The sequence below is a fragment of the Paractinoplanes ovalisporus genome, assembly GCF_016834655.1.
GTDB lineage: Bacteria > Actinomycetota > Actinomycetes > Mycobacteriales > Micromonosporaceae > Actinoplanes > Actinoplanes ovalisporus.
This window is the reverse complement of record NZ_JAENHP010000005.1, coordinates 131521-158231: the sequence shown is the minus strand read 5'-3', so window position 1 is coordinate 158231 and position 26711 is coordinate 131521. Positions and strand designations below refer to the sequence as shown.

Here is a 26711-nt window from a genome sequence, read left to right as displayed (position 1 = left end):
GGTCTAATCCTCCGAGTCGTGCTTGAGCCTTTGGCTGATCACCTGGGTCACACCGGCGCGCATCGTGACGCCGTACAGGGCGTCGGCGACCTCCATCGTGCGCTTCTGGTGCGTGATGATCAGCAGCTGGCTCTTCTCCCGCAGCTGCTCGAAGAGCGTAATCAACCGGCCCAGGTTGACGTCGTCGAGGGCCGCCTCGACCTCGTCCATGATGTAGAAGGGCGAGGGCCGGGCCCGGAAGATCGCGCACAGCATCGCCACCGCGGTCAACGAGCGCTCACCACCCGAGAGCAGCGACAGCCGTTTGATCTTCTTGCCCGGCGGCCGCGCCTCGACCTCGACGCCGGTGGTCAGCATGTCTTCCGGGTCGGTCAGCACCAGCCGGCCCTCACCGCCCGGGAACAGCACCTGGAAGACCACCTGGAACTCGCGGGCGGTGTCTTCGAAAGCCGACGTGAAGACCTCGAGGATGCGGTCGTCGACGTCCTTGACCACGGTCAGCAGGTCCTTGCGGGTGGCCTTGAGGTCTTCGAGCTGGTCGGAGAGGAACTTGAACCGCTCCTCCAGCGCCGCGAACTCCTCCAGCGCCAGCGGGTTGACCTTGCCCAGCAGGGACAGGTCGCGCTCCGCCTTGTTGGCCCGCTTCTCCTGGGTGGGCCGGTGGAACGGCACCGGCTGCGGCTCCGGCTTGCCGTCCTTCTCGGCCTGGGCCACGTCGGCCTGGGTCGGCGGCACCGGCTGCTCGGGGCCGTACTCGGTGATCAGCGTGTCGACGTCGAGCGAGAAGTCCTCGGCCGCCTTGGCCTCGAGCTGCTCGATGCGCAGCCGCTGCTCGGCCCGGGCCACCTCGTCGCGGTGCACCTCGTTGGTGAGCCGCTCCAGCTCGGAGACCAGCCGCTTGGCCCCGGCCCGCACCTCCTGCAGCTCGGCCTCCCGCAGCGTACGGGCCTGGGCCAGCTCGTCGCGGACCTCGATGGCGGCGGCCAGAGACGTCCGTACGCGGGCCAGCGCCGCCCCGGCCCCCAGCGCGACCGCCTTGGCGATCTCGGCACCCCGGGCTCGCGCCTGCCGGCGGGCGGCGGCACGTTCGCGGGCCTGGCGTTCGGCGTTGGCCTGACGCAGCAGCGAGTCGGCGCGACCGGCGATCGAGGCCACGCGCTCCTCGGCCGTACGGACCGCTAGCCGCACCTCCATCTCGTTCTGCCGGGCCTGCGGCACCAGCGCACCCAGCCGGTCGCGCTCCTCGGTCGAGGGTTCCTCGTCGATCGGGGTCGCCTCGGCCAGCGCCAGCCGTTCCTCGAGCTCGGCCACGCGCATCAGGTCGGCCTCACGCGCCGACTCCGCCTTCTGCCGGGCGGCGCCGAGACGCTCGGTCTCGGCCTTGGCCGACCGGGCGGCGGCACCGAGCTCGGCCAACCGGCGGGCCGCCTGATTCCGTACGCCCTCGGCTGCCCGCTTGGCGGCGGCCGCGACGTTCACGGCCTCCTTGTGCCGGGCCACCTCGGCCCGGGCGTCGCCCAGCTGCTGCTTGAGCTCGACGATCGACTCCTCGGCGGTGACCCGCTGGGCTTTGGCCTCGTCGACGGCGGCCTGCACCTCGAGATAACTGGTCGCCTTCCCGGAGCCACCGGCGGCCGCGTACGCCCCCAGAACGTCCCCGTCCGGCGTGACCGCCCGGAGTTCGCTGTTGGCGGTGATCAGCGCGACGGCGGCGCCATGATCCGGCACCAGGACGACATCGCGCAGCGCCCGGTTGAGCGCGGGGCGCAGGTTGTCGGGGCAGCCGATCACGTCGGGCGCCCACACCGACCCCTCGGGCAGGGCCGGGCGCAGCGCGTCGAGCGAACCCTGCATGCCCGGACCGGCCGGCGACGCCACGACCAGCGCGGCCCGCCCGGCGTCGGCGATCTTGAGCGTGCGCATGGCCTCGACGGCCTCGTCCACTCCGGAGAGCGCGACCGCGTCGGCCAGTGAACCCAGCGCGGCGGCGAGGGCGGCCTCGTGTCCGGGCTGGACGGTGAGCACCGACGCCAGGCTGCCGAGCAGTCCGGGCACCTCGCCCGCCTTGGCCAGCAGCGCACCGGCGCCATCCTTGCGCTTGAGTCCGAGCGCCAGCGCCTCCTCGCGGGCCTTCCAGCTGGCGGCGTCCTTCTCGGCGGCCCGCTCGGCGTCGGAGAGCTCCTTGACGACCGCGGCCGCCCGGTCGTGGGCGTCGACCGCCTCGGCGTGCCGCTCGTCGAGTTCGACGTTGCCCCGGTCCGCTTCGGACGACTCGGCCGCGACCGCGTCCACCTCGGACTGGGCGGCTTCGGCACGCATCATCGCGTCGGTGTGGGCGGCGGCCAGGCGTTCGATCTCGTCGGTGGCACCCTCGGTGCGGGCGCGGGCCGCGTTCACGTTGCCGACCAGCTTGGCCAACCCCTCGCGGCGGTCGGCGATGGCTTTCGCGGCCGTACGGAGGGCACCCTCGGCCGCCGCGAGCTGACGCTCCAGGTCCTGGCGGTGTTCGATCGCCTCGGCCAGGCGCATCTGGTCCTCGGTGAGGGCCTCGCGCAGCTCCTCCTCCTGCTCCCGTACCCGCTCGGACTCGGCAACCAGCTGGTCGGGGTCGCGGCCCGGCCGTTCCTCGTCGGGGGTGGCGGCCAGGTGACGCAGCCGTTCCGTGGCGAGCTGCTCGGTCGAGCGGAACCGTTCCTGCAGGGCGGAAAGCTTGTACCAGACGTCCTGCGCGGCCTGCAGCAGCGGAGCGTCCTCGGCGTGGGCGAACTCGAGGTCGGCCAGGTGGCGCTGGACCTCGCGGTTCTCGTCCTCGACCTGGCCGCGGCGCTCCCGCATGGCCGACTCGTCGGCGATCTCCTTGTCGAGGGTGGTGCGCAGCGTGTGCAGGTCGTCGGCGAGCAGCCGGAGCCGGGCGTCGCGCAGGTCGGCCTGGATGCCGGCCGCGCGCCGGGCCACCTCGGCCTGCTTGCCGAGCGGCTTGAGCTGGCGCCGCAGCTCGGCCGTGAGGTCGGTGAGCCGGTTGAGGTTCACCTGCATGGCGTCCAGCTTGCGGATCGCCTTCTCTTTGCGCTTGCGGTGCTTGAGGACACCGGCCGCTTCCTCGATGAAGGAGCGGCGGTCCTCCGGCTTGGCGTGCAGCATCGCGTCGAGCCGGCCCTGACCGACGATGATGTGCATCTCCCGGCCGATGCCGGAGTCGCTCAGCAGTTCCTGGATGTCGAGCAGCCGGCACTGGTTGCCGTTGATCTCGTATTCGCTGGCGCCGTCGCGGAACATCCGCCGGGTGATCGACACCTCGGTGTACTCGATCGGCAGCGCGCCGTCGTTGTTGTCGATCGTGAGCGTCACCTCGGCGCGGCCCAGCGGCGCCCGGCCGGACGTGCCGGCGAAGATGACATCCTCCATCTTGCCGCCGCGCAGTGCCTTGGCGCCCTGCTCGCCGAGAACCCAGGCGATGGCGTCGACGACGTTGGACTTGCCGGAGCCGTTGGGGCCCACCACACAGGTGATGCCCGGCTCCAGCCGCAGCGTCGTAGCGGAGGCGAAGGACTTGAAGCCCTTGACCGTCAGGCTCTTGAGGTGCACGGATCTCCGGGGGTCAGTCGTTTCTGCTTCGGCGCAGAGTACCCCCGGCACGTGTCAACGACCCCACCCGCCGCTCCGCAACCCGCAGAAACCAGACAAAAAGCTACACACCACCACCGCCGGTAACCAACCCACCACCCAGCCAGCCCTGCTCAAAGCCGGGCACGCCCCCGTCAAGCCCCTCCCACACGAACGCAAAGTCCCTCCGCACGGATGCGACCCCTCCGCGCGGGCCCGACTTCCCCTCCACACGAGCGCGACACCTCTGCGCGTGCGACACTCTCCCGCTCCCTTCCGCAGGGCGCAGCTCCCTCCGTGCGGGTGCGACACTTCTCACTCAGCAGCAGCCCTACCGGGTACGGCTGCGCGACGGCCCCCATCAGCGGGCCGCGGCACTTCGCCTGCCAACCGGCCGGCGCTGCCACCGCGCGGGATATGGCGCCGTCAACCACCAGCACCGCGGGAGCCGTCAGCACGAAGCGAGCCATCACGCGAGCTGCCAGCGCGGAGCGAATTGTCGGATGGTGACCGCAATTGGTGGATCGGCAGCAGGCGAAGAGGCGACCAGGAGGCCGAAAAGGGCAAAAAGGTGCGCGCCGCCACGAGGTGGAGGCGCGCGATTTCGGGGTGTGCGTCTTTGGTTCTAAGGGGGATCTATGGCCGCCACGAGTGTCGGGAGCTCGGCTGCGGCGGCCGGGTGGAGCTCAGGTCAGCGCGGGCTCGGTCAGCCGCGCGAAATCGTCTGCCTCCGCGGCGGCTGCCGCCAGACGATCGTTTTCCGCCCGGAGGCGGGTGACCTCGAACTCCAGGGCCTGCACCCTGGAACGCAGACGGGTGACCTCGTCGAGCAGGCGCCGATCGGGCGCCGCACCTACGTGGCCAAAGAGGGCCTTCGCCATGGTGACTCCTTGAGAAGCACTGCTTCTTCTTGTGGATAGCGTTGCCGGAGAGGCCGACCAACGCGCGCACAGCGAGCACCCCACACTGAACCCAAGGGCACGCTTGAGCACAGAATCGTGCACCCTAGGAAAGTTTTCTCAAGGTGCAGATCGCTCATGTCCGACTGGAACCGGGCATGAGTGGGCGCGACTGGCGACACCTCCATAGTCCGCCGTAGCCCAGAATCCGTCAAGCGCTGCGGAGGCGTCCCGCCGTAGCGAAGCAGTGAATCATGCCACCCGATTGGCCGTCATCAGGCCAAACAGCTCCTTGACACTGCCTCGGCCCACTCCTCTCACGCATCACAAGATCCAAAACGGACGCCAAAGTTGGCATGCCCGGATCGGTCAGCCCCCAGATCTTGACTCCGGAACCCTCTCGAGCGCGACCCGCTTCCCCACAACCGCCCCATTCACACGCACCACAACCGACCAATCCCGCGCCGCGGACCCCGGAACCACCGCAAGCCATCACCGCCACAGAAGAAACAAGAACGACCGGCCGTCGCCGTATCAAGATCGCGAAAGCTCGCCGGCCGCGCGGCGCACGGGCTGGCGCAGCTCGGCGGCGCGGCGCGGCACAGCGCGCGGGCGGCTGCGGTGCGGCGCAGGTTCACGACGACGTCGACGAAGTGAGAGTTGCGGCAATGCGGGTGGGGCCGTGAGGGCTGAGCGAGGCATGATCTTGGAAGGCTAGAACGGACTTTTGTTACAAAAAGGGCGGCAAATCGGGTAAAAAGCGCGTAATTGTGTCGCCTAGTTGACACAGTGTCTGGCGAGTGGCGGCCTGTTTCGTTGCCTCCATCGTGAATCCGACCCCGTCGCGCGAGCGCATCTGTCTGCTTACCGGCGGCGGGTACCCGTACCGGAGGGACGCCCTCAGCGGATGGTGCCGCACGCTCGTCGAAGGGCTGCGCCGCTATCGGTTCGAGTTGCTCACCGTCACGGATCGGGAACCGCCGGCCGCGCCCGCCTATCCGCTTCCGCTCAACGTGGGCTCGGCGCGAGCCGTCGCCGTCGGGCGTGACTCCAAGCGACCTGACCAGAGACATGACCAGCGCCACGAACCGCGGCGCTACCCATGCCCCGATCAACGTCATGACCACGGGCACGACCAGTGCCACGACCAGGGACGCGAGAGCCGCCACGACAGTTGTCAGGTCGGCCATTTCGACGATCTTCTCAAGGGCCACCACCGCAGCTGGGTGGGGGAACAGGACCACGACAACGACCAGGCCGGCAACGCCCTCGAAAATCGGGACGACCACGCAAGTGGGAGTGAGGCGCGAGACAGCCGAGCAAACGGAAGCTGGGCCCTGGACGGGAGCGGGTCGCGGGACGGCCACGCGAACGAGAACAAGGCGCGGGACGGCCACGTCGACGGGGGCGGGGCGCCGGACGGCCAGGAGCTGGGTGCGGGCGAAGGCAAGGGGCGGAAGAACGGCCGTACGGGCTGGCGGGAAAACCGTCAGGAGAAGCGCGAAGCCGCCGAACGTGCCCGCTCCGCGGCGGCCATGCTGTGCGGCGGCCTGATCGGCGAGGCCGAGAACGCCGAGCTGATCTTCGCCGACGGGCTGCGCCGGATCGCCGAGAACACCGCTGTTCTGCCGGGTCTTCCGCTGGCCGACGCGCTGCTCGAGTCGTGGCGTACGGGACATGCCCGCGAGGGCGAACTCCCCCTGCCCCGCCTCAGCGTGCGCGACGCCCGGACGGCGGCCACCCTGCTGCGGCACGCGCTCGGCGCGCTCACCGTCGACCTGCCCGAGTCGGACCTAGTGCACTGCATCGGCGGCACCACCCCGCTGCTCACCGCGCTCGCCGGGCGCTGGCGTCAGGGCATCCCGCTGCTGCTCACCGAGGCCCGCGCCCCGGTCGCCCGGCACAAGCCGCACGAGGAGCGACTCTCGCCGGCCGTACGCACCGTGTTGCGCCGGTTCCGGGCGGCGGTCGCGCGCACCGGCTACGCCGAGGCCGAGCTCATCGCCCCGCTCAGCTCCTATCACCACAGTTGGGCCCTGCGGCACGGCGCCCGGGCCACCAAGCTCGTGCAGGTGCCCGCGGGTGTGGACCCGTCGGAGTATCCGGGGGCACCGGAGCCGGAGACCGACCCGGCCGTGGTCTGGGCCGGGTCCGGTGGGCCGGACAGCGGACTCTCCCCGTTGCTGGCCGCGTTCCAGCAGGTCGCCGCGGCTATCCCGGGGACCGTGCTGCACCTGGTCGGCGTCACTGCGGCACATGAGGACTACTGCGCCGAGCAGATCGAACGTACGGGGCTGGGCCGGGCCGTACGGCTGCACCCGTTGCCCGCCGATCCGCGCGACCGCTACACCGCCGGTCATGTCGTGGCCCATGTGCCGGGGCCGGCCGACCCGCCGTACCGGCTGATCGAGGCCATGATGTCGGGCCGCGCGGTGGTCGGGGTGGACGTGGGCCCGGCCGCCGAGACACTCGGTGACGCGGGTGTGCTGGTGCAGCCGGACGACCCGGCCGAGCTCGCGATCGCGGTGGTCGGCCTGCTGCGCGCGCCGGGCCGCCGACGGGCCCTGGGCGAGGCCGCGCGCCGGCGTGCGCTCATGCACTTCACCAACGACCGGGTGGTGCGGGTCTACGGCGCGCTCTACGCCGATCTTGCGGCCCGACCCGCGCCGCCCTCGTTCGAGCTGGCGCTGGCGGTGCCGGCGCCGCGCAACCAGCCCCCGGCCACCCTGCGGTGGCTGGTCAACGAGGCGCGGACCGAGCCCCCAGCGCCCCTGCACCCACTGGCCGGTGAAACACGGACCCAGCCCCCAGCCACCCCGCACCCACTGGCCGGTGAAACACGGACCCAGCCCCCAGCCACCCCGCACCCACCGGCTGGTGAAAAGCGAACCGAGCCACAGGCCGGTGAAAGGCGAACCGAACCGCTGGCCGGGGAAAAGCGGACCGACCCCCCAGCCACCCCGCAGCGCCCGGCCGGCGAAACGCGGCCCCAACCACCGGCCACCCCGCGCCCGCTGGTCAGTGAAAGGCAGGACGAATGACGATCACGCCCGCACGTTCGCGCACGGCCTCCCGGCGTACGCGTCGTCGTGTCGCCGGCATTCCCCGGCACTCGCTGACGCCGATGCCCGAGCGGCCACCGGTCGTCCCGGCCGGCCCGGTCGTTCCGCAGACCCACCGCGCCGCGCCGAGCCGTTCCTACCTGTGGGCCGCGCTGCTGCGTTGCGCCCTCTATCTGGGTCCGCTCAGTGTCGCCGCCGCCGCGGCCGAACCCCTGACCCGCGTCGCCTGGCCGGTCCCGATGGCCACGTTCCTGCTGGGCTGGGCGGCGGCACAGGCCCTCACCTGTACGGGCGTCTCGGTCGCCCGTCGCGCCGGCCCCTCCGCCGCGGCCCGTCACGTCGGGCTCGGCTTCGCCGGCGTGGCCGGTCTGTGGTGCTCGCTCGTCTGGATCGCACCACCGGCGGTGATCGGCCCGGACCGCGGCCTGGCCCTGGTGATCGGGCTCGGCGGGCTGGGCACCCTGGCCACCGTCACCGCCGCCCTGGTGACGCGGGCCGAGGCGGCGATCGTGCTGTGGAGCCTGCCCTGCTGGGCCCTGGCCGGGATCACGCTGGCCGAGATCAAGCCGGTCGGCACGCTCCTGCCGGCCGCGATCGTGATCGTCGTGATCCGGGCGTTCCAGCCGGTCGTCGTTCCGGGCCGCCGCGCCCGCCGCCCCCGGTTGAGCCCGGCCGAGCTGCGGCGCGGCGGCGGCTACCTGGTGATCGGCGCGTCCCAGGCGATCTGTGTGGGGCTGGTCTGGCAGGCCGGTCCGTCTGGGTCGACGGCGCCGTTCTGGCTGCCCCTGCTGCTCGCGGTGCCGATCCTCGAGGCGCTGATCGGGTGGCACACCCGGCAGGTCGAGTCGGGCCTGGACACAGCCGAGAGCGGCGCCGACTACCACCGGCACGTCCGCGGGGTCACCCTGATCACGCTGACCGGGCTGGTGCCGCCGTTCGCGGTAGGGGTGTCGCTCGCGCTCGCCGCCTACCGCCTTCCGGCGGGGCTTCCGGGGTTCGCCGACACGCAGTCGGGGGTGCTCGGGCTGGCCGGGGGCACCCTGCTCGGCGGTGTCTTCGCCATCACCTATCTGCTCGCGGCCCGGTCCCGTACGGGAATAGCCGCCACCCTCGCCGCCGCGCCTCCGGTCGCCACCGCGGCCCTCCCGTTCCTTCCGCTGCCGTCGTCCGGGCCGTTACCCGACGCCGTCGCCGTGCTGGCCGCCACGCACCTCGCCGGCCTGCTCGTCATCGCCCTGACCGCCCAGCCGGCCGACCCCCCGTCCCAATGACCAGGCAGCCAGTGACCAACCACCCGACAAAACACGGCGCGTCCGGCCGGGCCCCCGTCCTCATGACCAGGCAGCTACTGGCCACCCGCCCGACAGAACACGGCGCGTCCGGCCGGGCGTCCGTACCGGTGACCGCACAGCCGGCCAAACAGCGCGCGGCCGGCCGAGCCCCCATCCCAGCGATCACGCCGCAACAAGACGCGCCGCCACCAGAAAACACGCCGCCACCGAAACCCCCGCCGCCGGCGAAGCACCCCACAGCCAGCCGAACCCTCAGACGACCGGAGAACATCGTGAAGACCCTGTTCCCCCCGTACGCCCACCCGTCGCCCGAGCTGCCGCTGGACGGCGACACCTGGATCGTCCGCGAGCTGCCGGGCGACCGCCGCTCACTCCACCAGTCGCTGGGCCGGGTCGACCTGGACTGGGGCAGCCGATCACTGGCCGACGTGCTGGCCGACGTGGACGCCTGGCGGGAGGACGGCGCCGAGGGCCTGTTCCTCGACCGGGCCCCGGCCGGTTCCGGCGGCGTCGGCCCGGTCGCGCTGACCGTGCGGCTGGCGGCCCGCCGCGGCCTGCACCGCGTGGTGCTGAACCCGGGCGTGCCGACCCACCCGCTCTATCGGGACCTGGGCGTGCGCATCTGCACCTTCGAGGGCCCGTGGTCGGCCTACCAGAGCTGGGACGGCGACGGGACCCGCCCGGGCGACGGGCACATCGTGCACGGCGTGCCGACGGCGCTGCTCACCGCCGCCCGCCGCCTGATGGGCCGGCGCGGGGCCGGGTTCGGGCTGGCCACCGACGCCAGTCCGCTGGTCAGCGCCGAATCGTACGTGGGCGGGGCTGGCAGCGCGGACAGCTGAACGAGGAGCGGTTCATGAACTGCTCCCGCCGCATGATCGTGCCGCACCGGTGGCACGGCTGGCCCTCCCGGCCGTAGGCGTTGAGCGACCGGTCGAAGTAGCCGCTCTCGCCGTTCACGTTGACGTAGAGCTCGTCGAAGCTGGTCCCGCCGGCGACGATCGCTTCGGCGAGCACGTCCCGCACATGGGCGAGCAGACGGCGTACGGCGGGCCGGGTCAGTTGATCTGTGAGCCGCGCGCCGTGCAGCTGGGCCCGCCACAGGGCCTCGTCGGCATAGATGTTGCCAACACCCGAGATGAGCGTCTGGTCGAGCAGCGCCCGCTTGACCTCGGTGTGCTTGGCCCGCAGCCTGGCCACGAACAGCTCGTCGTCGAAGAGCGGGTCCATCGGGTCGCGGGCGATGTGGGCGATCTCGTCGGGCAGGTCGGCGCCGCCCTCCGAGACCGACAGCCCGCCGAACGTGCGCTGGTCGACGAAGCGCAGCTCGGGGCCGTCGTCGGTGAACGTGAACCGGATCCGCAGGTGTTTCTCGTCCTCGGCCTCGGCCGGCTGCATGAGCAGCTGACCGCTCATGCCGAGGTGGCCGATCACGGCGTCGCCCGAGTCGAGCGGGAACCAGAGGTATTTGCCGCGGCGGGACACGTCGGTGATCGTGCGGCCGTTCAGCAGGGCGATGAAGTGCGCGTCGCCGGTCAGGTGGCGGCGGATCGCGCGGGGGTGGTGCACCTCGACGGACCTGATCGTGCGGCCCACGACCCATTTGGCCAGGCCCTGCCGCACGGTCTCGACCTCGGGCAGTTCAGGCACTGCGACCCTCCCTGGTCAGAGTGTGTATGGCCAGACGGCGACCAGGTAGGCGCCGTACCAGAGGCCGAACGCGGCCCACGCGCTGATCGCGAGCACGGCGACCCGGGGGCGGGCCCGGCCGGCGGCGATCGCGGCGGGGAGCAGCGTCAACAGTACGGGCACGAGCAGGCGCGGCTTCGAGTGGTAGAACCCGGCCTGGCCGTAGACGAGCACCATGGCGATGATCCCGTAGACGGCGAGCGGCAGCCACGGCCGTTGCGCCAGCGCGACCCCGGCCGCGGCCGGGGCGGCCAGCAGGATGAAGGCCACGCTGATCGGCACCCACCCGTCCCCGGTCGACAGGGTCGTGCCGAGGAACGACAGCGTGCTGGAGCCGAAGTCGAAGGCGGTGCCCCAGCCCGCGGACTGGATGCGGAACCAGGCCGCGGGGTCGCCGACCCGCCAGCCCACCCAGGCCAGGAAGAGCGGCACCCCGGCCAGCGCCAGCATCGCCGCCCCGAGCGGCTGCCAGATCTTCTCGCGGGACTCGCGGACCGCCAGCAGCGCGGCCACCGCCAGCGCCACGGCCGCGGCGGCGCCGGTCGGTCGGGTCAGGGCGGCGGCCAGGCCGAGCAGGCCGGCCGCCCACCACACGCGCCGGTGGGCGGCGGCCAGCATCCCGGCCACCAGGGCGAGGAAGACCCCTTCCGAGTACGCCATCGAGAAGACGACGGCTACGGGCGCGCTGAAGCAGATGGCGACCAGCGCCCACCCGGTGCGCTTGCCGTAGAGCGACGTGCCCAGCAGGTGCAGCGCGACCGCCGCCCCGATCGCGGCCAGCCAGCTGACCACCAGCGCGGCCGTGCTCGCCGGGATGCCGAGGGCGGACACGAACCGGATGAGCATCGGGTAGACGGGGAAGAACGCGAGCTCGTTGCCCTCCATCCGGCCGGCCGCGTCGAACGTGTAGCCGTGGGGGTAGCCGTCGACGGCCACGCGCAGGAACCACCCGCCGTCCCAGACGAGCAGGCGGTCCCGTACGCCGAGAGGTTCGTCATCGGCCGCATCGAGCCAGCCCAGGATGAGCAGCTGAGCGACCCGGGTCAGCGCGAAGATGCCGACCGCGATGCCCGCACCGCGCCAGCCGCCCGCGAGGTCCCACAGCCTTTCCCGCTGGGCGGGCTGTTCCTGCGCTTCGGGACTCACTGGTCCGGTTCGTCCGCAGGCTCGTCCGACGGCTTGTCCAGCACCGCGCCGTCCGGCTCACTCGTGCGCTCGGTGAGGATGCGCCAGGCGGCCGCGGCGGCCCGCTGCTCGGCCTGCTTCTTGCTGCGCCCCTCGGAGCCGCCGTAGCGCTCGCCGGCCACGACCACCCAGGCGGTGAACGTCTTGGCGTGGTCGGGGCCGGAGTCCTCGATCACGTAGTCGGGCACGCCCAGCCCGAGCGCCGCGGTCAGCTCCTGCAGGCTGGTCTTCCAGTCGAGCGCGGCGCCGCGGCCGGCCGACTCGGCCATCAGCGGGTCGAACAGGCGGTGGATGACCTCGCCGGCGACGTCCAGGCCGTGTTCGAGATAGATCGCGCCGAGCAGTGCCTCCAGCGTGTCGGCCAGGATGCTGGCCTTGTCGCGTCCACCGGTCGTCTCCTCGCCCTTGCCGAGCAGCAGGTGCCGGCCGAGTCCCTGTTCGCCCAGGCCACGGGCCACGTCGGCCAGCGCGTGCATGTTGACCACGCTGGCGCGCAGCTTGGCCAGCTGGCCCTCGGGCAGGTCGGGGTGGTTGTGGAACAGCGCCGAGGTGATCACGACGCCCAGCACCGAGTCGCCCAGGAACTCCAGGCGCTCGTTGGTGGGCAGTCCGCCGTTCTCGTACGCGTACGACCGGTGGGTGAGCGCGCGCTCGAGCAGACCGGGCTCGAGGGGGACGCCGAAGGCCTCCTCCAGGGGCAGGGTCGGCGGCCGGCGACGCTTGTCACTCATGAGGCACCTCGTTGTGTTTCGATCATCTCGGCCATCGCCGCGACCGCGGCTTGGCGATGAAGCTGGGCGGCGAAGGCGATGCCGGCGGCGAGATCGGGGCCGCTGGCGGCGCCGTGGCAGACGACCACCGTGCCCTCGACGCCGAGGAGCAGGGCGGCGCGGGCCGGGATCTCGGGGTGGGGACTGCCGATTTCCGCGTACGCGGTCTCGAGTCCCTTGAGCAGCACATTGCCCGTGAACCCGTCGGTCACCACGACGTCGGCGATGGCGCCGGTGACCACGTCGTTGCCCTCGACCAGGCCCACGTAACGACCGCCGCCGGGCAGGTCGAGGCCGGCCAGCCGGGCGGGCAGGGCGCGTCGGAGCCGGTCGCCCTTGCCGCGCTCGGTGCCGATGGTCAGCAGGCCGACGCGGGGCTCATCAACCCCATGGACCACTTTCGCGTACGCGGAACCCAGGCGGGCGTGCATGGCGACGGTCTCCTCGTCGGGGTCGACCGAGGAGCCCACGTCGAGCAGGAGGAGCCGGCCGGCGCGGGTGGGCAGCACGGCGGCGAGAGGCGGCCGGCGCACACCCGGGCGGCGGCCCAGGCCGAGCGCGGCCGAGGTGACGGTGGCGCCGGTGTTGCCGGCGGAGAGAACGGCGTCGGCGGCGCCCTGGGCGACCGCGAGCACAGCCGAGCGCACCCCGGACTCGACCCAGCTGTCGACCGGGTCGCCCGGAGCTATGGGCAGCGTGCTGATCCGGGCCTGATCGCCCGGTGGCAGGGCAGCAAGAACCGCGTCGGCCGCTTCGAGGGGGCCGACGAGCAGCAGGTGAAGGGCCGGGTCGGCCTGGCAGGCGCGCAGAGCGCCGTCAACCACGACGGCGGGAGCATGGTCCCCGCCGAGGAGGTCGACGGCGATCCGCGCGGTGCCCGGCTCCCCGACAGTCACCTGTCCGGAAGCCGTGGCACCGATCGGTCGCCGGTGCGCAGGTGCGACCCGCCCGGTGATCGGGCGCGTCACTTATGCGCGACTCAGACCTCGAGGACCTGACGGCCGTTGTAGGTGCCGCAGACCGAGCAGGCGGTGTGCGGCAGCTTCGGCGACTTGCACTGGGGGCAGGCCACGGTCGAGACCGCGGTCGCCTTCCAGTTCGCCCGGCGGGACCGGGTGTTGCTGCGCGACATCTTGCGCTTGGGGACGGCCACGGTACCTACTCCTTGGTGTTCGTTAGGTTGCGCAAAGCGGCCCAGCGGGGATCGACTTCCTCGTGGCTGTGGTCAGCCGGGAGGTCGTCGAAGTGCACCCCGCACTCGGGGCACAAGCCTGGGCAGTCCGGCCGGCACAGCGGGTTGGTCGGCAGCGTCAGCACCACCGCGTCCCGCACAGCCGGCTCCAGGTCGAGCAGGTCGCCCTGCATCCGGCCCACCTCGTCCTCGTCGGTCGTCTCCTCGGTGGTGCTGTCCTCGTAGGCGAACAGCTCCGCGATCGTGACGTCGAAGGACTCGCTGATCTCGTTGAGGCAGCGACCGCACTCGCCCGTGAGCGAACCGCGGACCCTGCCGCTGACATAGACCCCTTCGGAGACCGACGTGAGCGTCAGATCGAGCTCGACGTCGGACCCCTCGGGGACCGAGATCAGTTCCAGACCGAGGTCGACCGGAGCCGCGATCACCCTGTTCAGGGCACGCGTCGCACCAGGCTGCCGTGGAAGCTTCGTCGTGTCGACGACGAACGGCTGCCTGGGATCCAGGTGACTCTGCGGTGACTTAGGCATAGTGTTTCCTCAGCCATGGGTAGGCCGACAGGAAAGGTTACCTGAGCTGCCGCCCTACCGTCGAATCGCCCTCGGTTGAGGCCGACCCCTCTAGAACGGCAGCGGCCTCTCGGTGTCTTCCCCCTGGAAGGTGCCGATCTCGCGCAGCGCGTGCATCTTGCCGCGGCCACGCTCTATCGACGCCAGCGCCCGGGTCAGGAACTGCTCGAAGTTGGCCAGCGCGGTGTCGACGTAGTCGTCGACCTCCTCGCGCAGCCGCTGGGCCTCGCTGCGGGCCTCGGCGACGATCCGGGCGCCCTCGTGCTCGGCCGAGACGGTGATCTCGTTGACCGAGACCAGGCGGGCGTGTTCGGTCTCACCCTCGCTGATGATCCGGTCGACCTCGCGGCGGCCGGCCTCGATGATCCGGTCGCGCTCCTCGAGCACGGCGGCCGCCTTGCGCAGCTCGGACGGCAGCTCGGAGCGCAGCTCGTCGAGGCGCTCGATCATCTCGCCCCGGTCAAACATGAAGTTCATCCGCGACATGGGCACGGCTCGCGCTTCCTGCACGAGCTCGATGATCTCGTCGATGCGGTCGAGCGGATCCACCGGTGCCTCACTCCTCATCCAACCGCCTGATCCACACAGCGTGGTCCGATCACGTTACTGCGTGACCGTCGGCCCCGTTCCCGGCGCGCCGAAGGTCCCGCGTACGGCTAGGGTCTGTTTCGTAGCTGGGGTGGGAGCGAGGCGCGGTCCAGATTTCGTCTGGTGGTGGCCCGTGGAAGCCCGGCTCCCGGTGTTGGAACCGGGTTTTCGCGGGACGCCGCCAGGCGGAATCTGGACCTCGACGCAGCCCCGCCTCAGCTACGAAACAGACCCTAGTTCTGCTTGAGGCGGGTGACCAGCCGCTCGCCGACGAAGTCGGGGACGTAGGCCGAGGCGTCGCCACCCCACTTCACGACGTCTTTCACGAGGCTGGACGACAGGAAGGAGTAGAGCGGGTTGGTCGGCATGAACAGCGTCTCCACGCCGGACAGCCCGATGTTCATCTGCGCCATCTGCAACTCGTAGTCGAAGTCGCTGACCGCGCGCAGGCCCTTGACGACCACGGCCGCCCCCTGCGACCGGCAGAAGTCGACGAGCAGGCCATGGAAGGACGCGACCCGGACGTTCTCGTACGAGGCGGTCGCCTCGCCGAGCATCTCGATCCGTTCCTCGATCGTGAAGAGGCCCGTCTTCGACTGATTGATCAGAACGCCGATGATCACCTCGTCGAACAGCCGGGAGGCCCGGCCCACGATGTCGAGATGTCCATTGGTGACCGGGTCGAAGGAGCCGGGACACACCGCTCGTCTCATGATCGGCGACCGTACCAAAGCGTCGTCTCCCCATACCTGCGACTGCGGTCCGCAGTGATGCCGTCCACCCAGGTCACCGCGCCGCCACGGCTGGCCCGCTCGAGAATCACGACCGCGCCGGAGGTCAGCCAGCCGAAGTCGATCAACGATTGCTGCACGTCGACCAGTTCGGCGTCGGTCACCGCGTACGGCGGATCGGCGAACACCACGTCGTAGGCGCCCCCGTCCGGCGGGCCCGCGACGGCCTGGGCGACCTTGCCGGTGACCAGCCGCGCGGCGTGACCGACGCGCAGCGCCACGATGTTCTCGCGGATCACCCGCGCCGCCTTGCCGTCCGATTCGACCAGAAGAGCGTGACTTGCCCCGCGAGACAGCGCCTCCAGACCGACCGCCCCCGAACCCGCATAAAGATCAGCGAACCGGACGCCGGCCAGATCGATCATGGAGTCGAGCGCGCTGAAGAACGCCTCCCGGACCCGGTCCGATGTGGGCCGGGTCAGCGCACCGGCCGGAGCGGACAGTCGCCGCCCGCCGTGCGCGCCCGCAATGATCCTGGTCATGGCGCCTCTCGCGGTTCTGCGGTGAACACGACTCGAAGCTACTTCACCACTTACGCACCGCAACCACGGAGTGAACAATTCCGCAGCCGCCGACCACTCTCGGCATCGACACCGATCCGTTCGGTAAATGGAAAATCACGGATCTGCATCAAGACCTTTAAGCGGCTCTGAGGGATTTCCCAGATTCTTATTAGTCGTTATGGTCAGGCGCTGTTGCCGACGTCTCCACCGACTGTCGGCTGACGACGTGGGGAGGCGTCGTCGCAGGCCGTCGCCCCCATACCGCCGGGCGAGAGGCTCGCCGCTTCCTTGCGCCGTACCCCTGATTCCCCAGACAGGAGTAGGCGTGAACCTGCTGAAGTCCAAGCTCCGGCGTCTGACCGCCGTAGCTGCCGGAACGCTCATCGGTCTTTCCGGTGTCGCGTTCTTCGCGTCGCCCGCGAGTGCCCACGACAGTTTCGTGAAGGGCAGCGCGGCGTGTGACACGACCACCGGCGAGTGGGTCGTCACCTGGGAAGTGAACACCGACAACGGCAACGAGCCCGGTGCCGAGAACTACCGCTTCCTCAAGGTCGAGTCGTTCCCGACCCCGGTCGAGGGCATCGTCCACACCCCGGACGACGCCGACCCGGCGTTCCCGCACAAGAGCAACGAGCCGCTCGTCGGCACCCAGCGAGTCGGCGGCGACGCCAAGTTCGCGAAGCTCGAGGTGCAGGTCAAGTGGAGCGACGAGTGGATCCAGTACGACCACAAGAAGGGCTTCGTCAAGTTCCACGGCACCTGCTCCAAGGAGGAGACGCCGAAGCCGGACGCGCAGCTCGCCTCCTCGTGTGAGGGTGTGACCGTCACCCTGGCCAACGGCAAGGACGCGACGGCCGACGCCGTCTTCACGATCAAGGGCTCGAAGGACTTCGAGAAGAAGGTCACCGTCAAGGCCGGCGACGAGCCGGTGGCGGTCGAGATCCCGGCCGAGAACGCCGAGAAGGTCCTGGTCTTCGAGGGCGAGAACCGCAAGCCGATCCTGGTCGGCAAGTGGGAGCAGCCCGCGGACTGCACCCCGGCGCCCAACTTCGAGGCCGGCTACGAGGTCACCTGTGACTCGCTGATCTTCGACATCGACAACAGCAAGGGCAAGACCGAGGTCACCGCGGTCTTCAGCCCGAACAAGGGCGAGAAGCAGACCCTGGTCGTCAAGGCCGGCGAGAAGAAGTCCGTCACCATCAAGGGTGAGAAGGGCCTGGTCGTCAACGCCACGATCAACGGCGAGGAGTTCGAGCCGGTGAAGTGGGACGACGAGGAGAAGCCCGCCGACTGCGACGCGACGCCGACCCCGACTCCCACCGAGTCGACCCCGGGTGAGGGTGGCGGCCTGCCCGTCACCGGCCCGGTCGCCGGCAGCATCGCCGGTGGCGCGGCCCTCCTGCTGGCCGCCGGTGCCGTGCTCTTCATGCTGGCCCGTCGCCGCAAGGTGAAGTTCACCGCCTGATCGCCATGACAGAGAAGCGCGCCGACTTCGGTCGGCGCGCTTTTTTGTGCGGTCGGAGGCCGGTCGGTGGTCCTTCGGGTCTGTGCGGTCGGAGGCCGGTGGGTGGGGCAGAGGAGCCAGCGGGCTGCGCTGTCAGAGGCCGGTCGGTGGGGCGAACGAGCCGTCGGGCTGCGGGTGGTATTCGTGGACCGCGGTTACGGCGTCGAGCGGCAGGGCCGCGTACAGGTGGGGGAACGGACTGCCGTCGGGGAGCGGTGGGTCACCCTGTTCCCAGGTGATGGGGACCGGCAGGCGGGATTCGTCGATCACCAGCAGCAGCAGGTCGTCACGGCCGTGGAACAGGAAATTGGCCGGGCCGTCGACCTGCCGCTCGGTCGAGCAGTGGATGTAGCCCTGGGTGGCCAGGGTGTCGCCCTCGTAGACGCCGGCGGCCTGAGCGGCCTCCCACGCGGCGCGGGGCACGATGTGCAGGATCATCCCTTCTCCAGGTATTCGGCGCGTTCCTCGTCGACCAGGGCGGCCACCGAGGCGGCCAGCGCGGGGTATTTCTTCAGGCCGGGGTCGTCGCCGACCAGTTCGGACGCCTCGGCCCGGGCCTCGGTGATCAGTTTGGCGTCGCGCAGCAGCGACAGCAGGCGCAGATGCGAGTGCTTGCCCGACTGGGAGGCGCCCAGCACGTCACCCTCGCGGCGCTGTTCCAGGTCGATCTCGCTGAGCTTGAAGCCGTCGGTGGTGGACTCGACCGCCGCCAGCCGTTCCCGGGCCGGGGTGCCCTCGACCGACTCGGTGACCAGCAGGCAGATGCCGGGCGCGGAACCCCGGCCGACCCGGCCGCGCAGCTGGTGCAGCTGGGAGACGCCGAAGCGGTCGGCGTCCATGATGACCATGACCGTGGAGTTGGGGACGTCGACCCCGACCTCGATCACCGTGGTCGCCACCAGCACGTCGACGTCGCCGGCGGCGAACCGGCGCATGATCGCGTCTTTCTCGTCGGTCGGCAGCTTGCCGTGCAGCACCTCGATCCGCAGGCCGTGCAGCGGGCCCTCGGCCAGGATCGGCGCCACCTCGGTGACCGCGAGCGGGGGCCGCCGGGCCGGTTCGTTGTCGCTCGGCGGTTCCTCGTCCTCCTCGGTGCCGCCGTCGCCGATGCGCGGGCAGACCACGTACGCCTGATGGCCCTTCTGCACCTCTTCGCGCAGGCGGCGCCAGGCCCGGTCGAGGAACGCGGGTTTCTCGGGCGGCACGACGTGGGACGCGATCGGGGAGCGGCCGCGCGGCAACTGCGACAACACGGACGTCTCGAGATCGCCGTAGACGGTCATGGCCACCGTACGGGGAATGGGGGTGGCCGTCATGACCAGGACGTGGGGCGGGGTCGCGGCCTTGGCGCGCAGGGCGTCCCGCTGCTCGACGCCGAAGCGGTGCTGCTCGTCGACGACCACCAGGCCGAGGTCGTGGAAGTCGACGCCCTCGTAGAGCAGGGCGTGGGTGCCGACGACGATGCCCGCCGTGCCGTCGGCCACCTTGGCCAGCGCGGCCCGGCGAGCGGCGGCCCCGAGCGAACCGGTGACCAGGGTGAGCTGGGTGCCCGCGGGATCGCCGTCGAGTTCACCGGCCCGGCCCAACGCGCCCAGCTGCGCGCTGATCCCGCGGAAGTGCTGGGTGGCCAGCACCTCGGTCGGCGCCAGCAGGGCGGCCTGGCCCCCGGCGTCGACCACCTGGAGCATGGCGCGCACGGAGACCAGCGTCTTGCCCGAGCCGACCTCGCCCTGCAGCAGGCGGTGCATCGGGTGGGGCCGGGCCAGGTCGGCCGCGATCTCCTCACCCACCTGCGCCTGGCCCTCGGTCAACTCGTAGGGGAGACTCGCGTCGAACTTGGCCAGGATGCCGTCGTCGAGCCGCTCCCGCGCCCGGCCGGGAGCCGCGGCGGCCCGGGCCCGGCGTTGCACGAGCGTGAGCTGGACGGCGAAGGCCTCGTCCCACTTGAGGCGCTTCTTCGCGGTCTCGAGGGCGCCCCGGGAGCTGGGCCGGTGGATCTCGCGCAGGGCCATGCCGATGCCGACGAGGTCGCGATTCGCCCGTACGGAGGCCGGCAGTGGATCTTTGGGCGGGGTGAACGTGTCGAGGACCGTGCGGACGCAGCGCGCGATCACCCAGGTCGGCACCGCCTGGGCGGCCGGGTAGACCGGGATCAGCGCACCGGCGAACTCCTCGATCTCCTCCTCGGCCTCGTCCTGCGTGGCGTCGGCGCTGAGCAGCTGATAGGCGGGGCTGTTGAGCTGGCGCTTGCCGCGGAAGTCGGTGACCTTGCCCGCGAACAGCCCCCACCGGCCCCGCCGCAGCTCGCGTTCGCGCCACGCCTGGTTGAAGAACGTGCAGGTCAGCGTGGCGCCGGAACCGTCGCCGATGGTGATCTCGAGCATGTTGCCGCGACGCTGGCGCATCGGCCGGACGGTCATGGACTGCACCTGCGCGAGCACGGTGACCTGCTCGCCGACCTGCAGGCCGTGCAGGTCGACCTTCTCGCCGCGCTCGTCGTAGCGCCGGGGGAAGTGGTAGACGAGGTCGCCCGCGGTGTGCAGGTCGAGGTGGGTGGCGAGGGCCTTCGCCTCGTTCTTCTTGAGCACCGCGGCGAGGGGGGTGTCAGTCGTGGTCACGGTCACGGTCTCGGTCGTGGTCTCGGTCATTCCACTCCAACCAGCAGGTGGTAGCGGGGTTGCCCGCCCGCGTAGCACTGCAGCTCGACGAAGGGCCAGCCGCGCCCGGTGTGCCCGCGCAGGGAATCTTCGAGGCCGGGCGGGGCGTCGGCCCCGAGCACCAGGGTGACCAGCTCGCCCCCGCCGCCGAGCATGCGGTCGAGCAGCTGGGCGCTGACCTCGGCCAGGTCGTCGCCGATCACGTGGACCTCGCCGTCGACCAGCCCGAGCAGGTCACCGGCCCGGCACGGCCCGGCGACGGTCAGGGAGTCGCGCTGGGCCGTGCAGACCTCGCCGTAGCGGCAGGCGCCGGCGGCCTCGGCCATGGCGATGACGTCGTCGGCGAAGGACCTCTGCGGGTCGCGGACGGCCAGGGCGGCCAGCGCCTGCACCGGCGACCGGGTGGGGACGACGCTGACCTGACGGCCGGACGCCTCGGCCTCGCGCGCCGCCTCGACGGCCACGGCGTGGGTGTTCGCGTCGTTGGGGAGCAGCACCACGCAGCGGGCGCCGGACCGCTCGACGGCCTCGAGCATCTCGCCGGTGGACGGGTTGCGGCCGACCACGGTGGCCCCCTCGGCCTCGAAGAGGGAGGTGAGGCCGTCGCCGGCCGCGACCACGACGGCGCCCCGGCCGGTCGGGGCCCGGTGGTGGTCGTGCGGGTCTTCGCGGTCGAGCGGGGTGACGGTGATGCGGTGGGGCCGGCCGGCGACCACGCCCGCCTCGACGGCCGGGCCGATGCCGGTGGCCGGGACGTGGACGTGCACGTTCCAGGTGGCCACGCCGGCGTCGCCCGTGCCGACCACCACGAGCGAGTCGCCGAGCCGGGCCAGTTCGCGCCGCAGACCGTCGACCGCGGCGGCCTCGGCGTCGAGCAGATATTGCACCTCGAACCCGAACTCCCCCACAGCGGCGTCGGCGGGAACCGGCGCCGGCCGCTCCGCGCCAGAGAGACCATCGCCACCCACACCGGGCACGCCATCGCCGCCCACGCCAGACACGCCGCTGCCAGCCACGCCAGGCACGCCGCCGCCACCCGCACCGCGCACGCTGCCCACGCCAGGCACGCCGCCGCGACCCGCTCCGCCACCACTCACGCCGAGCACGCCACCGTCGCCCACGCGGGGCGCGTCACTCTTGGGCGCGCCGGGCGGGTCCGTCCGGTTGGCCGCGTCTCTGCTGCGCGCGTCTTCGGCGCGGGTGTCGGGGGTGTCGTGGCTCAGGGCCTCGACCAGGGCCTCGAGCAGCACCACCAGGCCACGGCCGCCGGCGTCGACCACGCCGGCCCGGGCCAGGGCCGGGAGCTGCTGCGGGGTGCGGGCCAGGGCCTCGGCGGCGGCCCGGGCGGCGGCGCGGGCCACGGCGAGCACGTCGTCGGACTTGAGGCGGCCCGCGGCGTCGGCGGCGGCGGCCACAACGGAGAGGACCGTGCCCTCGACCGGGCGGGCGACCGCGGCATACGCCGCCTCGGAGGCCGACCGCAACGCCCGGGCCAGGTCGGCGCCCCGGACGGCGACCGACGCGGCCAGGCTGTCGGCCATGCCCCGCAGGATCTGGGAGACGATGACCCCGGAGTTGCCCCGGGCCCCGAGCAGGGCGCCCCGGGCCATGCGCCGCAGCGCGCCCGCCGGCGGCTCGACCGGCTCGGCCGCCTCGAGCGCCTGGTGGGCCGAGGTGAGGGTGAGCACCAGGTTGGTGCCGGTGTCGCCGTCGGGGACGGGATAGACGTTCAGCTCGTCGATCTCGCGCTGATGGGCCCGGAGCGCCATGAGCCCCCCGCCGCACCAGCGGCGGACGGCGGCGGCGTCCAGCGTCTCGAGCACGCGAAAATCGTACTGTCGTCCCCCGACAACTTCTCGTGAGCGCACCCGAGCGGGGGCGATTGGCTGTTCGGGGCGGGCATCGGGTAACCTTGCCGGGTTGCCTGCGCGGCCGTGTTCGCCGGGCGCCTTCAAGTTTCGCTTTACGACTCAGGAGTTACCCGTGGCTAGCGTGTGCGACGTCTGTGGCAAGGGACCGGGCTTCGGCCACAACGTGTCCCACTCGCACCGGCGGACCAACCGCCGCTGGAACCCGAACATCCAGTCGGTGCGCACCCCGGCCGGTGGCGGCACGACCAAGAAGCTCAAGGTCTGCACCTCGTGCATCAAGGCCGGCAAGGTCGCCCGCGCCTGATCCAGATTTGTTCTGATAGCCCCCGGCCCTGCGGCCGGGGGCTATCAGTGTCTGGTCCGCCAACGCCTGGCCTGGCGGCTGCACCCGGAAGCCGTCCGCGACGGTTCCGGGCCGGCCGGTCAAAACCTGGTCACAGATCTTTCGCGTACGACAGCACGCTGTCGTGCCCCTTGTAGTAGCCGAAGTCCTCGATCCGCTCGTATCCGGCCGAGAGATAGAGCCCGACCGCCTCGGGCTGCTTGTCGCCGGTCTCGAGGATCACGCGGCGGCAACCGGCCTCGCGGGCCGACGCCTCGATCGCGGCCAGCATGCGCCGTCCCAGCCCCCGGCCGCGGACGGCGGTCGCGGTGAACATGCGCTTCAGCTCGGCGTCGTCACCGTGCCGGCGCCAGCCCGCACAGCCCACGAGGCGTTCACCGTCGTCGGCCACGAAGAACGCCCCGTTCGGCGCCGCGAAGTCGTCCTCGGCGATCGGAGTGTCGTCGCCGGTGCCGCCGTACCGCGCGGAGAGTTCGCCGAGCACGTCGACGAGCAGAGCCCGTACGGCCGGTTCGGCGAAGTCCGCCTGTCTGATCTTGATCTCACCCTGAAGCACGGGGCCGAGCCTAATCAGCGAAAGTGGTCCCATCCCGCCGGGCCGCCCCACGGCCGCCCGTCGACGGTGACTCCCGTGCTCTCGTGCACCTTGCCGATGACCTGCCAGCCCTCGGGCAACGCGGCCCCGGGCGGGAACGTCGCGGCCAGCGCGTGATCGTCGCCACCACCGAGGATCCACTGCAACGGATCGACCCCGAGGGCGGCCGCGGCGTCGCGCATCTGGCCCGAGACCTCGAACGCGTCGGTGTGCACGTCGACGCCGACCACGCTGGCCCGCGCGATGTGGCCCAGGTCCTGCAGCAGGCCGTCGGAGACGTCGATCATCGCCGTCGCGCCGGCCTGGGACGCGGCCGGACCCGCCCCGTACGGGACCTCGGGTCGTCGATAGGCCTCGACCAGCGCCTTGGGGGTGCGGAAGCCGCGGGACAGCACGGTGTAGCCCGCGGCGGCGTGCCCGATCCGGCCCGCCAGCGCGATCACGTCACCGGGCTGGGCACCGCTGCGCAGCACGGGAGCACGGCCGCCCAGATCGCCCAGCGCGGTGACCGCGATCGTCAGGGTGGGGCTGGCCGACGTGTCCCCGCCGACGACCGAGGCGCCGGTCAGCGCGGCCTCGTCGGACAGGCCACCGGCCAGTTCCTCGGCCCACGAGAGCTCGAGGTCGACCGGGGCGCACAGACCGACGAGCAGTGCCGTCGGAACGGCTCCCATGGCCGCTATGTCGGCCAGGTTGGCAGCGGCCGCGCGGTGGCCCACGTCGGCGCCGGACGACCAGTCCCGCCGGAAGTGCCGGCCCTCGACCAGCACGTCGGTGGAGGCCACCACCCGGCCGTCGGGAGCAGCGACGACAGCGCTGTCGTCACCGGGCCCCAGCAGGGTCGCGGGGCCGTTCTCGAGCCTGGCGACGACCCGGGCGATGAGCCCGAACTCTCCGGCCTCGGCAATGCTCACAGTGTGCGGCCTTTCTTCGGCGGTGGTGGCGTCCCGCTGTCGGGCGGATCCTTACGGTAGTTTCACGTTCGGGTTACGGCGGAGGCGGAATGGAGTCGGAGCGTGGTACAGGCATACATCCTGATCCAGACTGAGGTCGGAAGGGCCCATGACGTGGCCGCCGCGATAGGCAAAATCCCCGGTGTAGTGCGTGTCGACGCGGTCACCGGGCCCTACGATGTGGTGGTTCTCGCCGAATCCCACACGGTCGACGATCTGGGCGGACTCATTGTGAGCAAAGTCCAGTACGTACCGGGCATCATGCGGACGCTCACCTGCTCCGTGGTAAACCTCTGACATGGTCGACCTCGACGAGAAGCCACCGGCGAAGGCCCCCGATCCGGCAACCCGCGGCGCGGCCGTGTGGGCCACCCTGATCGCGGTTCCGGTCGCCGTCATCGTGGGTCTCGTCGTCTTCTTCCAGATCGTGCCGCAGGGCGACGACGAGGCCGGTCCCGCGGCTTCGGCCTCCGCCCCGGTCGCCGTGCCCACCACGCCCGTGAGGATGGCCGCCCCGAAGCTCGACGCGCGCACCACCCAGGTGTGTCTCGCGGTCACGTCGCAGCTGCCGACCACCCTGCGCGACCTGCCCGGCCGCACGGTGACGGCCGGCCCCGAGCAGAATGCGGCCTGGGGCGAGCCGCCGGTCACCCTCGCCTGCGGCGTGCCTCAGCCGACGATGTGCGAGCGGGTCGACGGCGGTCACGAGGGTTGTGTGCCGCTCAGCGACACGATGCTCGTGATGGACGGCGTCTGCTGGTGGGCCGCGGACGGCCCGGCCACCGACGTCTTCACCACCATGGACCGTGAGGTCGCCGTGCAGGTGAGCGTGCCCGGCAGCTATCAGCAGACCGGGCAGTGGGCCAACGAGTTCTCCGAACCGGTCGTCAAGACCGTGAAGTCCACCACGGTCGGGGTCCCCAGCGGCTGCAAGGGTTAGTGCAGGCCGGTTCCGCGGTGCAGGGCGGTCCGGATCAGACGGTCGACCACCTTGGGATATTCCAGCCCGGTGGCGGCCCACATCAGCGGGAACATCGAGGTCGGCGTCATGCCCGGCATCGTGTTGATCTCGTTGAGCAGCACCTGGTGGTCGGCGGTGACGAAGAAGTCGACCCGGGCCAGTCCGGCGCAGTCGAGCGCGGTGAACGTGCGCCGGGCGTACTCCTGCACCTGACGGGTCACCTCGGCCGGCAGGTCGGCCGGAATGTCGTAGCGGCCGCCCTCGATGTATTTGGTCTCGAAGTCGTACCAGTCGTTGGCGTCCACGTGGATCTCGGCCAGCAGCGACGCCTCGGGCGCTCCCCCGGCCTCACCCTCGAGCACGCCGCATTCGATCTCACGGCCCACGATCGCGGCCTCGACCAGCACCTTGGGGTCGATCTCGCGCGCGGTGGCGACGGCGGCGTCGAGGTCGGCCCAGTCGGTGACCTTCGTGATGCCGTACGAGGAACCGGCCCTTGAGGGTTTGACGAAGACGGGCAGCCCTAGGCGCTCCTTGTCCGGCTCGCTCAGCTCGGCCCCGGCGCGCAGGACGGCGTACGGACCCACGGGGATGCCCTCGGCGACCGCGAGCTTCTTGGTGAATTCCTTGTCCATGGCCGCGGCCGAGGCGAAGACGTTGGCGCCCACGTAGGGCAGGCCGGCCATCTCGAGCATGCCCTGGATGGTGCCGTCCTCCCCGTACGCGCCGTGCAGCACCGGGAACACGACGTCGACCCCGGCCAGCGAGGACATGCCCGCGGCGGGGTCGTGCACGATCAGCTCGGTGGCCGTCGGGTCGGCCGCCAGCACGACGGCGTTGCCGCTGGCCGCCGTGATCTCGGGCAGCTTCTTGTCCATGATCGCGAGCGTCGAGGGGTCGTCCCCGGCGAGCACCCATTTACCCTCGCGGGTGATGCCGACCGGAAGCACCTCGTACTGGTCCGGGTCGAGCGCGCGCAGGATGCTGCCGGCGCTCACACACGAGATCGCGTGTTCGGAACTGCGACCGCCGAAGACGATCGCGACGCGGGTTTTCCGAGGGGTCGTCACTTTCTTTGGGCCTCTCGCTAGCGGGCGTGCCGGGGGTGACCCTACTCTGCGTTAGCCACTCGCGGGATCACCCGGCCTCGGGGCCGGGACAGGGGAACGGGCAGTTCATGAGAGCAGCACTCCATGTGATCGCCGGGCCGGGGCCCGGGCAGTTGGCGACGATCGCGCACCCGCGCGGCGACGCCTGGCCGGTCGAGCATTTCGGCGCGCTGAGCCGCGCCGGGGTGAACATTCTCGTCTCGGCCCTGACCACCGTCGAACAGCAGCGGCTCGGCTTCGGCGACACGGCAGCGGCCGCCGCGGCGTACGGGCTGCAGTTCGTCTCCTTCCCGGTGCCGGACGGCGGCGTACCCCGGGACGAGGCCCTTCAGGTCGTGAAACTGGCCGGCCAGCTCGCCGGTCAGGTGCGGGCCGGACGGTTCGTGGTGACCCAGTGCTTCGGCGGGATAGGGCGCTCGACGCTGCTGGCCTGCACGACGCTGGTGCTGCTGGGGATCGCCCCCGGGGAGGCGCTCTCGCGGGTCACCGGGGGCTCCGACATGCCGGTGACGCGCGACTGGCTCTACGACTTCGCCGCATCGCACCCGTCGCGCCTCGCCGACACCGCATAGATG

At 71.5% G+C, this 26711-nt stretch carries 25 protein-coding genes; 8 read left to right on the top strand and 17 right to left on the bottom strand.

The genetic code is table 11. From position 1 onward, the window contains the following. Window positions 1–3: 3 nt before the first annotated feature. Together smc and JIG36_RS18600 are read right to left on the bottom strand one after the other, a co-directional pair. Window positions 4–3585 (bottom strand): chromosome segregation protein SMC, encoded by a 3582-nt coding sequence (gene smc, locus JIG36_RS18605; RefSeq protein WP_203377594.1) that lies wholly within the window; start codon window positions 3583–3585, stop codon window positions 4–6. Window positions 3586–4289: 704 nt separating this feature from the next. After that, window positions 4290–4484, bottom strand: coding sequence for a hypothetical protein (locus JIG36_RS18600; RefSeq protein WP_127497323.1), 195 nt, complete (start codon window positions 4482–4484; stop codon window positions 4290–4292). A gap of 845 nt (window positions 4485–5329) precedes the next feature. On the opposite strand from JIG36_RS18600, the gene JIG36_RS51960 reads away from it, so the two are divergent. From JIG36_RS51960 to JIG36_RS18580, 3 genes are all read left to right on the top strand, one after another. Continuing rightward, a complete protein-coding gene (locus JIG36_RS51960; protein WP_307872784.1) occupies window positions 5330–7543 on the top strand; it encodes a DUF3492 domain-containing protein in 2214 nt (737 codons plus the stop codon). Continuing rightward, the gene (locus JIG36_RS18585; protein WP_236047563.1) at window positions 7540–8835 is read left to right on the top strand and encodes a hypothetical protein; all 1296 of its coding nucleotides are present in this window, start codon (window positions 7540–7542) and stop codon (window positions 8833–8835) included. The genes JIG36_RS51960 and JIG36_RS18585 overlap by 4 nt, the downstream gene beginning before the upstream one ends. Before the next feature lie 293 nt (window positions 8836–9128). Next, window positions 9129–9698 (top strand): spherulation-specific family 4 protein, encoded by a 570-nt coding sequence (locus JIG36_RS18580; RefSeq protein ID WP_203377593.1) that lies wholly within the window; start codon window positions 9129–9131, stop codon window positions 9696–9698. Here JIG36_RS18580 and mutM read toward each other — a convergent pair. The 9 genes from mutM to rsmD form a co-directional block, all read right to left on the bottom strand. Beyond that, window positions 9652–10506 carry a bifunctional DNA-formamidopyrimidine glycosylase/DNA-(apurinic or apyrimidinic site) lyase gene (gene mutM, locus JIG36_RS18575; protein ID WP_203377592.1) on the bottom strand — a complete coding sequence of 285 codons (855 nt, stop codon included), beginning with the start codon at window positions 10504–10506 and terminating at the stop codon, window positions 9652–9654. The genes JIG36_RS18580 and mutM overlap by 47 nt on opposite strands. A 15-nt stretch (window positions 10507–10521) precedes the next feature. Next, window positions 10522–11691, bottom strand: a complete 1170-nt coding sequence (locus JIG36_RS18570; RefSeq protein ID WP_203377591.1) for a hypothetical protein — start codon at window positions 11689–11691, stop codon at window positions 10522–10524. Continuing rightward, on the bottom strand, window positions 11688–12461 hold the full coding sequence (gene rnc / locus JIG36_RS18565; protein ID WP_203377590.1) for a ribonuclease III: 774 nt from the start codon (window positions 12459–12461) through the stop codon (window positions 11688–11690). The genes JIG36_RS18570 and rnc overlap by 4 nt, the downstream gene beginning before the upstream one ends. Beyond that, the gene (locus JIG36_RS18560; protein ID WP_438870741.1) at window positions 12458–13420 is read right to left on the bottom strand and encodes a phosphate acyltransferase PlsX; all 963 of its coding nucleotides are present in this window, start codon (window positions 13418–13420) and stop codon (window positions 12458–12460) included. The genes rnc and JIG36_RS18560 overlap by 4 nt, the downstream gene beginning before the upstream one ends. A gap of 59 nt (window positions 13421–13479) precedes the next feature. After that, on the bottom strand, window positions 13480–13653 hold the full coding sequence (rpmF, locus tag JIG36_RS18555; protein ID WP_014694262.1) for a 50S ribosomal protein L32: 174 nt from the start codon (window positions 13651–13653) through the stop codon (window positions 13480–13482). A gap of 5 nt (window positions 13654–13658) precedes the next feature. After that, the gene (locus JIG36_RS18550) at window positions 13659–14222 is read right to left on the bottom strand and encodes a YceD family protein (protein WP_203377588.1); all 564 of its coding nucleotides are present in this window, start codon (window positions 14220–14222) and stop codon (window positions 13659–13661) included. 90 nt (window positions 14223–14312) lie between these two features. Then, window positions 14313–14810: an ATP synthase subunit B family protein gene (locus JIG36_RS18545; protein ID WP_203377854.1), complete on the bottom strand. Its 498-nt coding sequence runs from the start codon at window positions 14808–14810 to the stop codon at window positions 14313–14315. 272 nt (window positions 14811–15082) lie between these two features. After that, a complete protein-coding gene (gene coaD / locus JIG36_RS18540) occupies window positions 15083–15562 on the bottom strand; it encodes a pantetheine-phosphate adenylyltransferase (RefSeq protein WP_203377587.1) in 480 nt (159 codons plus the stop codon). Further along, window positions 15559–16122 carry a 16S rRNA (guanine(966)-N(2))-methyltransferase RsmD gene (gene rsmD / locus JIG36_RS18535; RefSeq protein WP_203377586.1) on the bottom strand — a complete coding sequence of 188 codons (564 nt, stop codon included), beginning with the start codon at window positions 16120–16122 and terminating at the stop codon, window positions 15559–15561. Before rsmD ends, coaD begins: the two co-directional genes overlap by 4 nt. Before the next feature lie 346 nt (window positions 16123–16468). Here rsmD and JIG36_RS18530 point away from each other — a divergent pair, with 346 nt between their 5' ends. After that, window positions 16469–17608, top strand: coding sequence for a cell wall anchor protein (locus tag JIG36_RS18530; RefSeq protein WP_203377585.1), 1140 nt, complete (start codon window positions 16469–16471; stop codon window positions 17606–17608). A 132-nt stretch (window positions 17609–17740) separates the two neighbouring features. Here the strand turns inward: JIG36_RS18530 and JIG36_RS18525 are convergent, their stop codons facing one another. The 3 genes from JIG36_RS18525 to JIG36_RS18515 are packed head-to-tail and all read right to left on the bottom strand — an operon-like array spanning window position 17741 to window position 22127. Next, a complete protein-coding gene (locus JIG36_RS18525) occupies window positions 17741–18085 on the bottom strand; it encodes a DUF952 domain-containing protein (protein ID WP_203377584.1) in 345 nt (114 codons plus the stop codon). Continuing rightward, a complete protein-coding gene (recG, locus tag JIG36_RS18520; protein WP_203377583.1) occupies window positions 18082–20295 on the bottom strand; it encodes an ATP-dependent DNA helicase RecG in 2214 nt (737 codons plus the stop codon). The genes JIG36_RS18525 and recG overlap by 4 nt, the downstream gene beginning before the upstream one ends. Further along, a complete protein-coding gene (locus tag JIG36_RS18515; RefSeq protein WP_307872782.1) occupies window positions 20292–22127 on the bottom strand; it encodes a DAK2 domain-containing protein in 1836 nt (611 codons plus the stop codon). The genes recG and JIG36_RS18515 overlap by 4 nt, the downstream gene beginning before the upstream one ends. A 160-nt stretch (window positions 22128–22287) precedes the next feature. Between JIG36_RS18515 and rpmB the strand changes: the two genes are divergently transcribed. Next, window positions 22288–22479: a 50S ribosomal protein L28 gene (gene rpmB / locus JIG36_RS18510; protein WP_093401721.1), complete on the top strand. Its 192-nt coding sequence runs from the start codon at window positions 22288–22290 to the stop codon at window positions 22477–22479. A 130-nt stretch (window positions 22480–22609) separates the two neighbouring features. Here rpmB and JIG36_RS18505 read toward each other — a convergent pair whose 3' ends face one another. Then, window positions 22610–23074, bottom strand: a complete 465-nt coding sequence (locus JIG36_RS18505; protein ID WP_498370772.1) for a GNAT family N-acetyltransferase — start codon at window positions 23072–23074, stop codon at window positions 22610–22612. A 14-nt stretch (window positions 23075–23088) separates the two neighbouring features. Further along, on the bottom strand, window positions 23089–24027 hold the full coding sequence (locus tag JIG36_RS18500; protein WP_203377581.1) for a thiamine-phosphate kinase: 939 nt from the start codon (window positions 24025–24027) through the stop codon (window positions 23089–23091). A gap of 102 nt (window positions 24028–24129) precedes the next feature. Between JIG36_RS18500 and JIG36_RS18495 the strand changes: the two genes are divergently transcribed. Next, complete coding sequence (locus JIG36_RS18495) at window positions 24130–24363, top strand: Lrp/AsnC ligand binding domain-containing protein (protein ID WP_203377580.1); 234 nt, start codon at window positions 24130–24132, stop codon at window positions 24361–24363. Between the two features lies 1 nt (window position 24364). Continuing rightward, entirely contained in the window at window positions 24365–25006 is a 642-nt protein-coding gene (locus JIG36_RS18490) for a DUF3515 family protein (protein WP_203377579.1), read from the top strand. Here JIG36_RS18490 and JIG36_RS18485 read toward each other — a convergent pair. After that, window positions 25003–26097 (bottom strand): D-alanine--D-alanine ligase family protein, encoded by a 1095-nt coding sequence (locus JIG36_RS18485; protein ID WP_203377578.1) that lies wholly within the window; start codon window positions 26095–26097, stop codon window positions 25003–25005. The genes JIG36_RS18490 and JIG36_RS18485 overlap by 4 nt on opposite strands. A gap of 107 nt (window positions 26098–26204) precedes the next feature. Here JIG36_RS18485 and JIG36_RS18480 point away from each other — a divergent pair, with 107 nt between their 5' ends. Then, window positions 26205–26708, top strand: a complete 504-nt coding sequence (locus JIG36_RS18480) for a protein-tyrosine phosphatase family protein (RefSeq protein ID WP_203377577.1) — start codon at window positions 26205–26207, stop codon at window positions 26706–26708. The last annotated feature ends 3 nt before the right edge of the window (window positions 26709–26711 follow it).

Excerpts from the sequence above, each read along its gene's own strand:
- JIG36_RS18480 (WP_203377577.1), top strand. The coding sequence starts at position 26,205 with ATGAGAGCAGCACTCCATGTGATCGCCGGGCCGGGGCCCGGGCAGTTG.
- JIG36_RS18585 (WP_236047563.1), top strand. The coding sequence starts at position 7,540 with ATGACGATCACGCCCGCACGTTCGCGCACGGCCTCCCGGCGTACGCGT.
- coaD (WP_203377587.1), bottom strand. The coding sequence starts at position 15,562 with ATGAGACGAGCGGTGTGTCCCGGCTCCTTCGACCCGGTCACCAATGGA.
- recG (WP_203377583.1), bottom strand. The coding sequence starts at position 20,295 with ATGACCGAGACCACGACCGAGACCGTGACCGTGACCACGACTGACACC.
- JIG36_RS18550 (WP_203377588.1), bottom strand. The coding sequence starts at position 14,222 with ATGCCTAAGTCACCGCAGAGTCACCTGGATCCCAGGCAGCCGTTCGTC.
- rsmD (WP_203377586.1), bottom strand. The coding sequence starts at position 16,122 with ATGACCAGGATCATTGCGGGCGCGCACGGCGGGCGGCGACTGTCCGCT.
- JIG36_RS18600 (WP_127497323.1), bottom strand. The coding sequence starts at position 4,484 with ATGGCGAAGGCCCTCTTTGGCCACGTAGGTGCGGCGCCCGATCGGCGC.
- rnc (WP_203377590.1), bottom strand. The coding sequence starts at position 12,461 with ATGAGTGACAAGCGTCGCCGGCCGCCGACCCTGCCCCTGGAGGAGGCC.
- JIG36_RS18525 (WP_203377584.1), bottom strand. The coding sequence starts at position 18,085 with ATGATCCTGCACATCGTGCCCCGCGCCGCGTGGGAGGCCGCTCAGGCC.
- JIG36_RS18490 (WP_203377579.1), top strand. The coding sequence starts at position 24,365 with ATGGTCGACCTCGACGAGAAGCCACCGGCGAAGGCCCCCGATCCGGCA.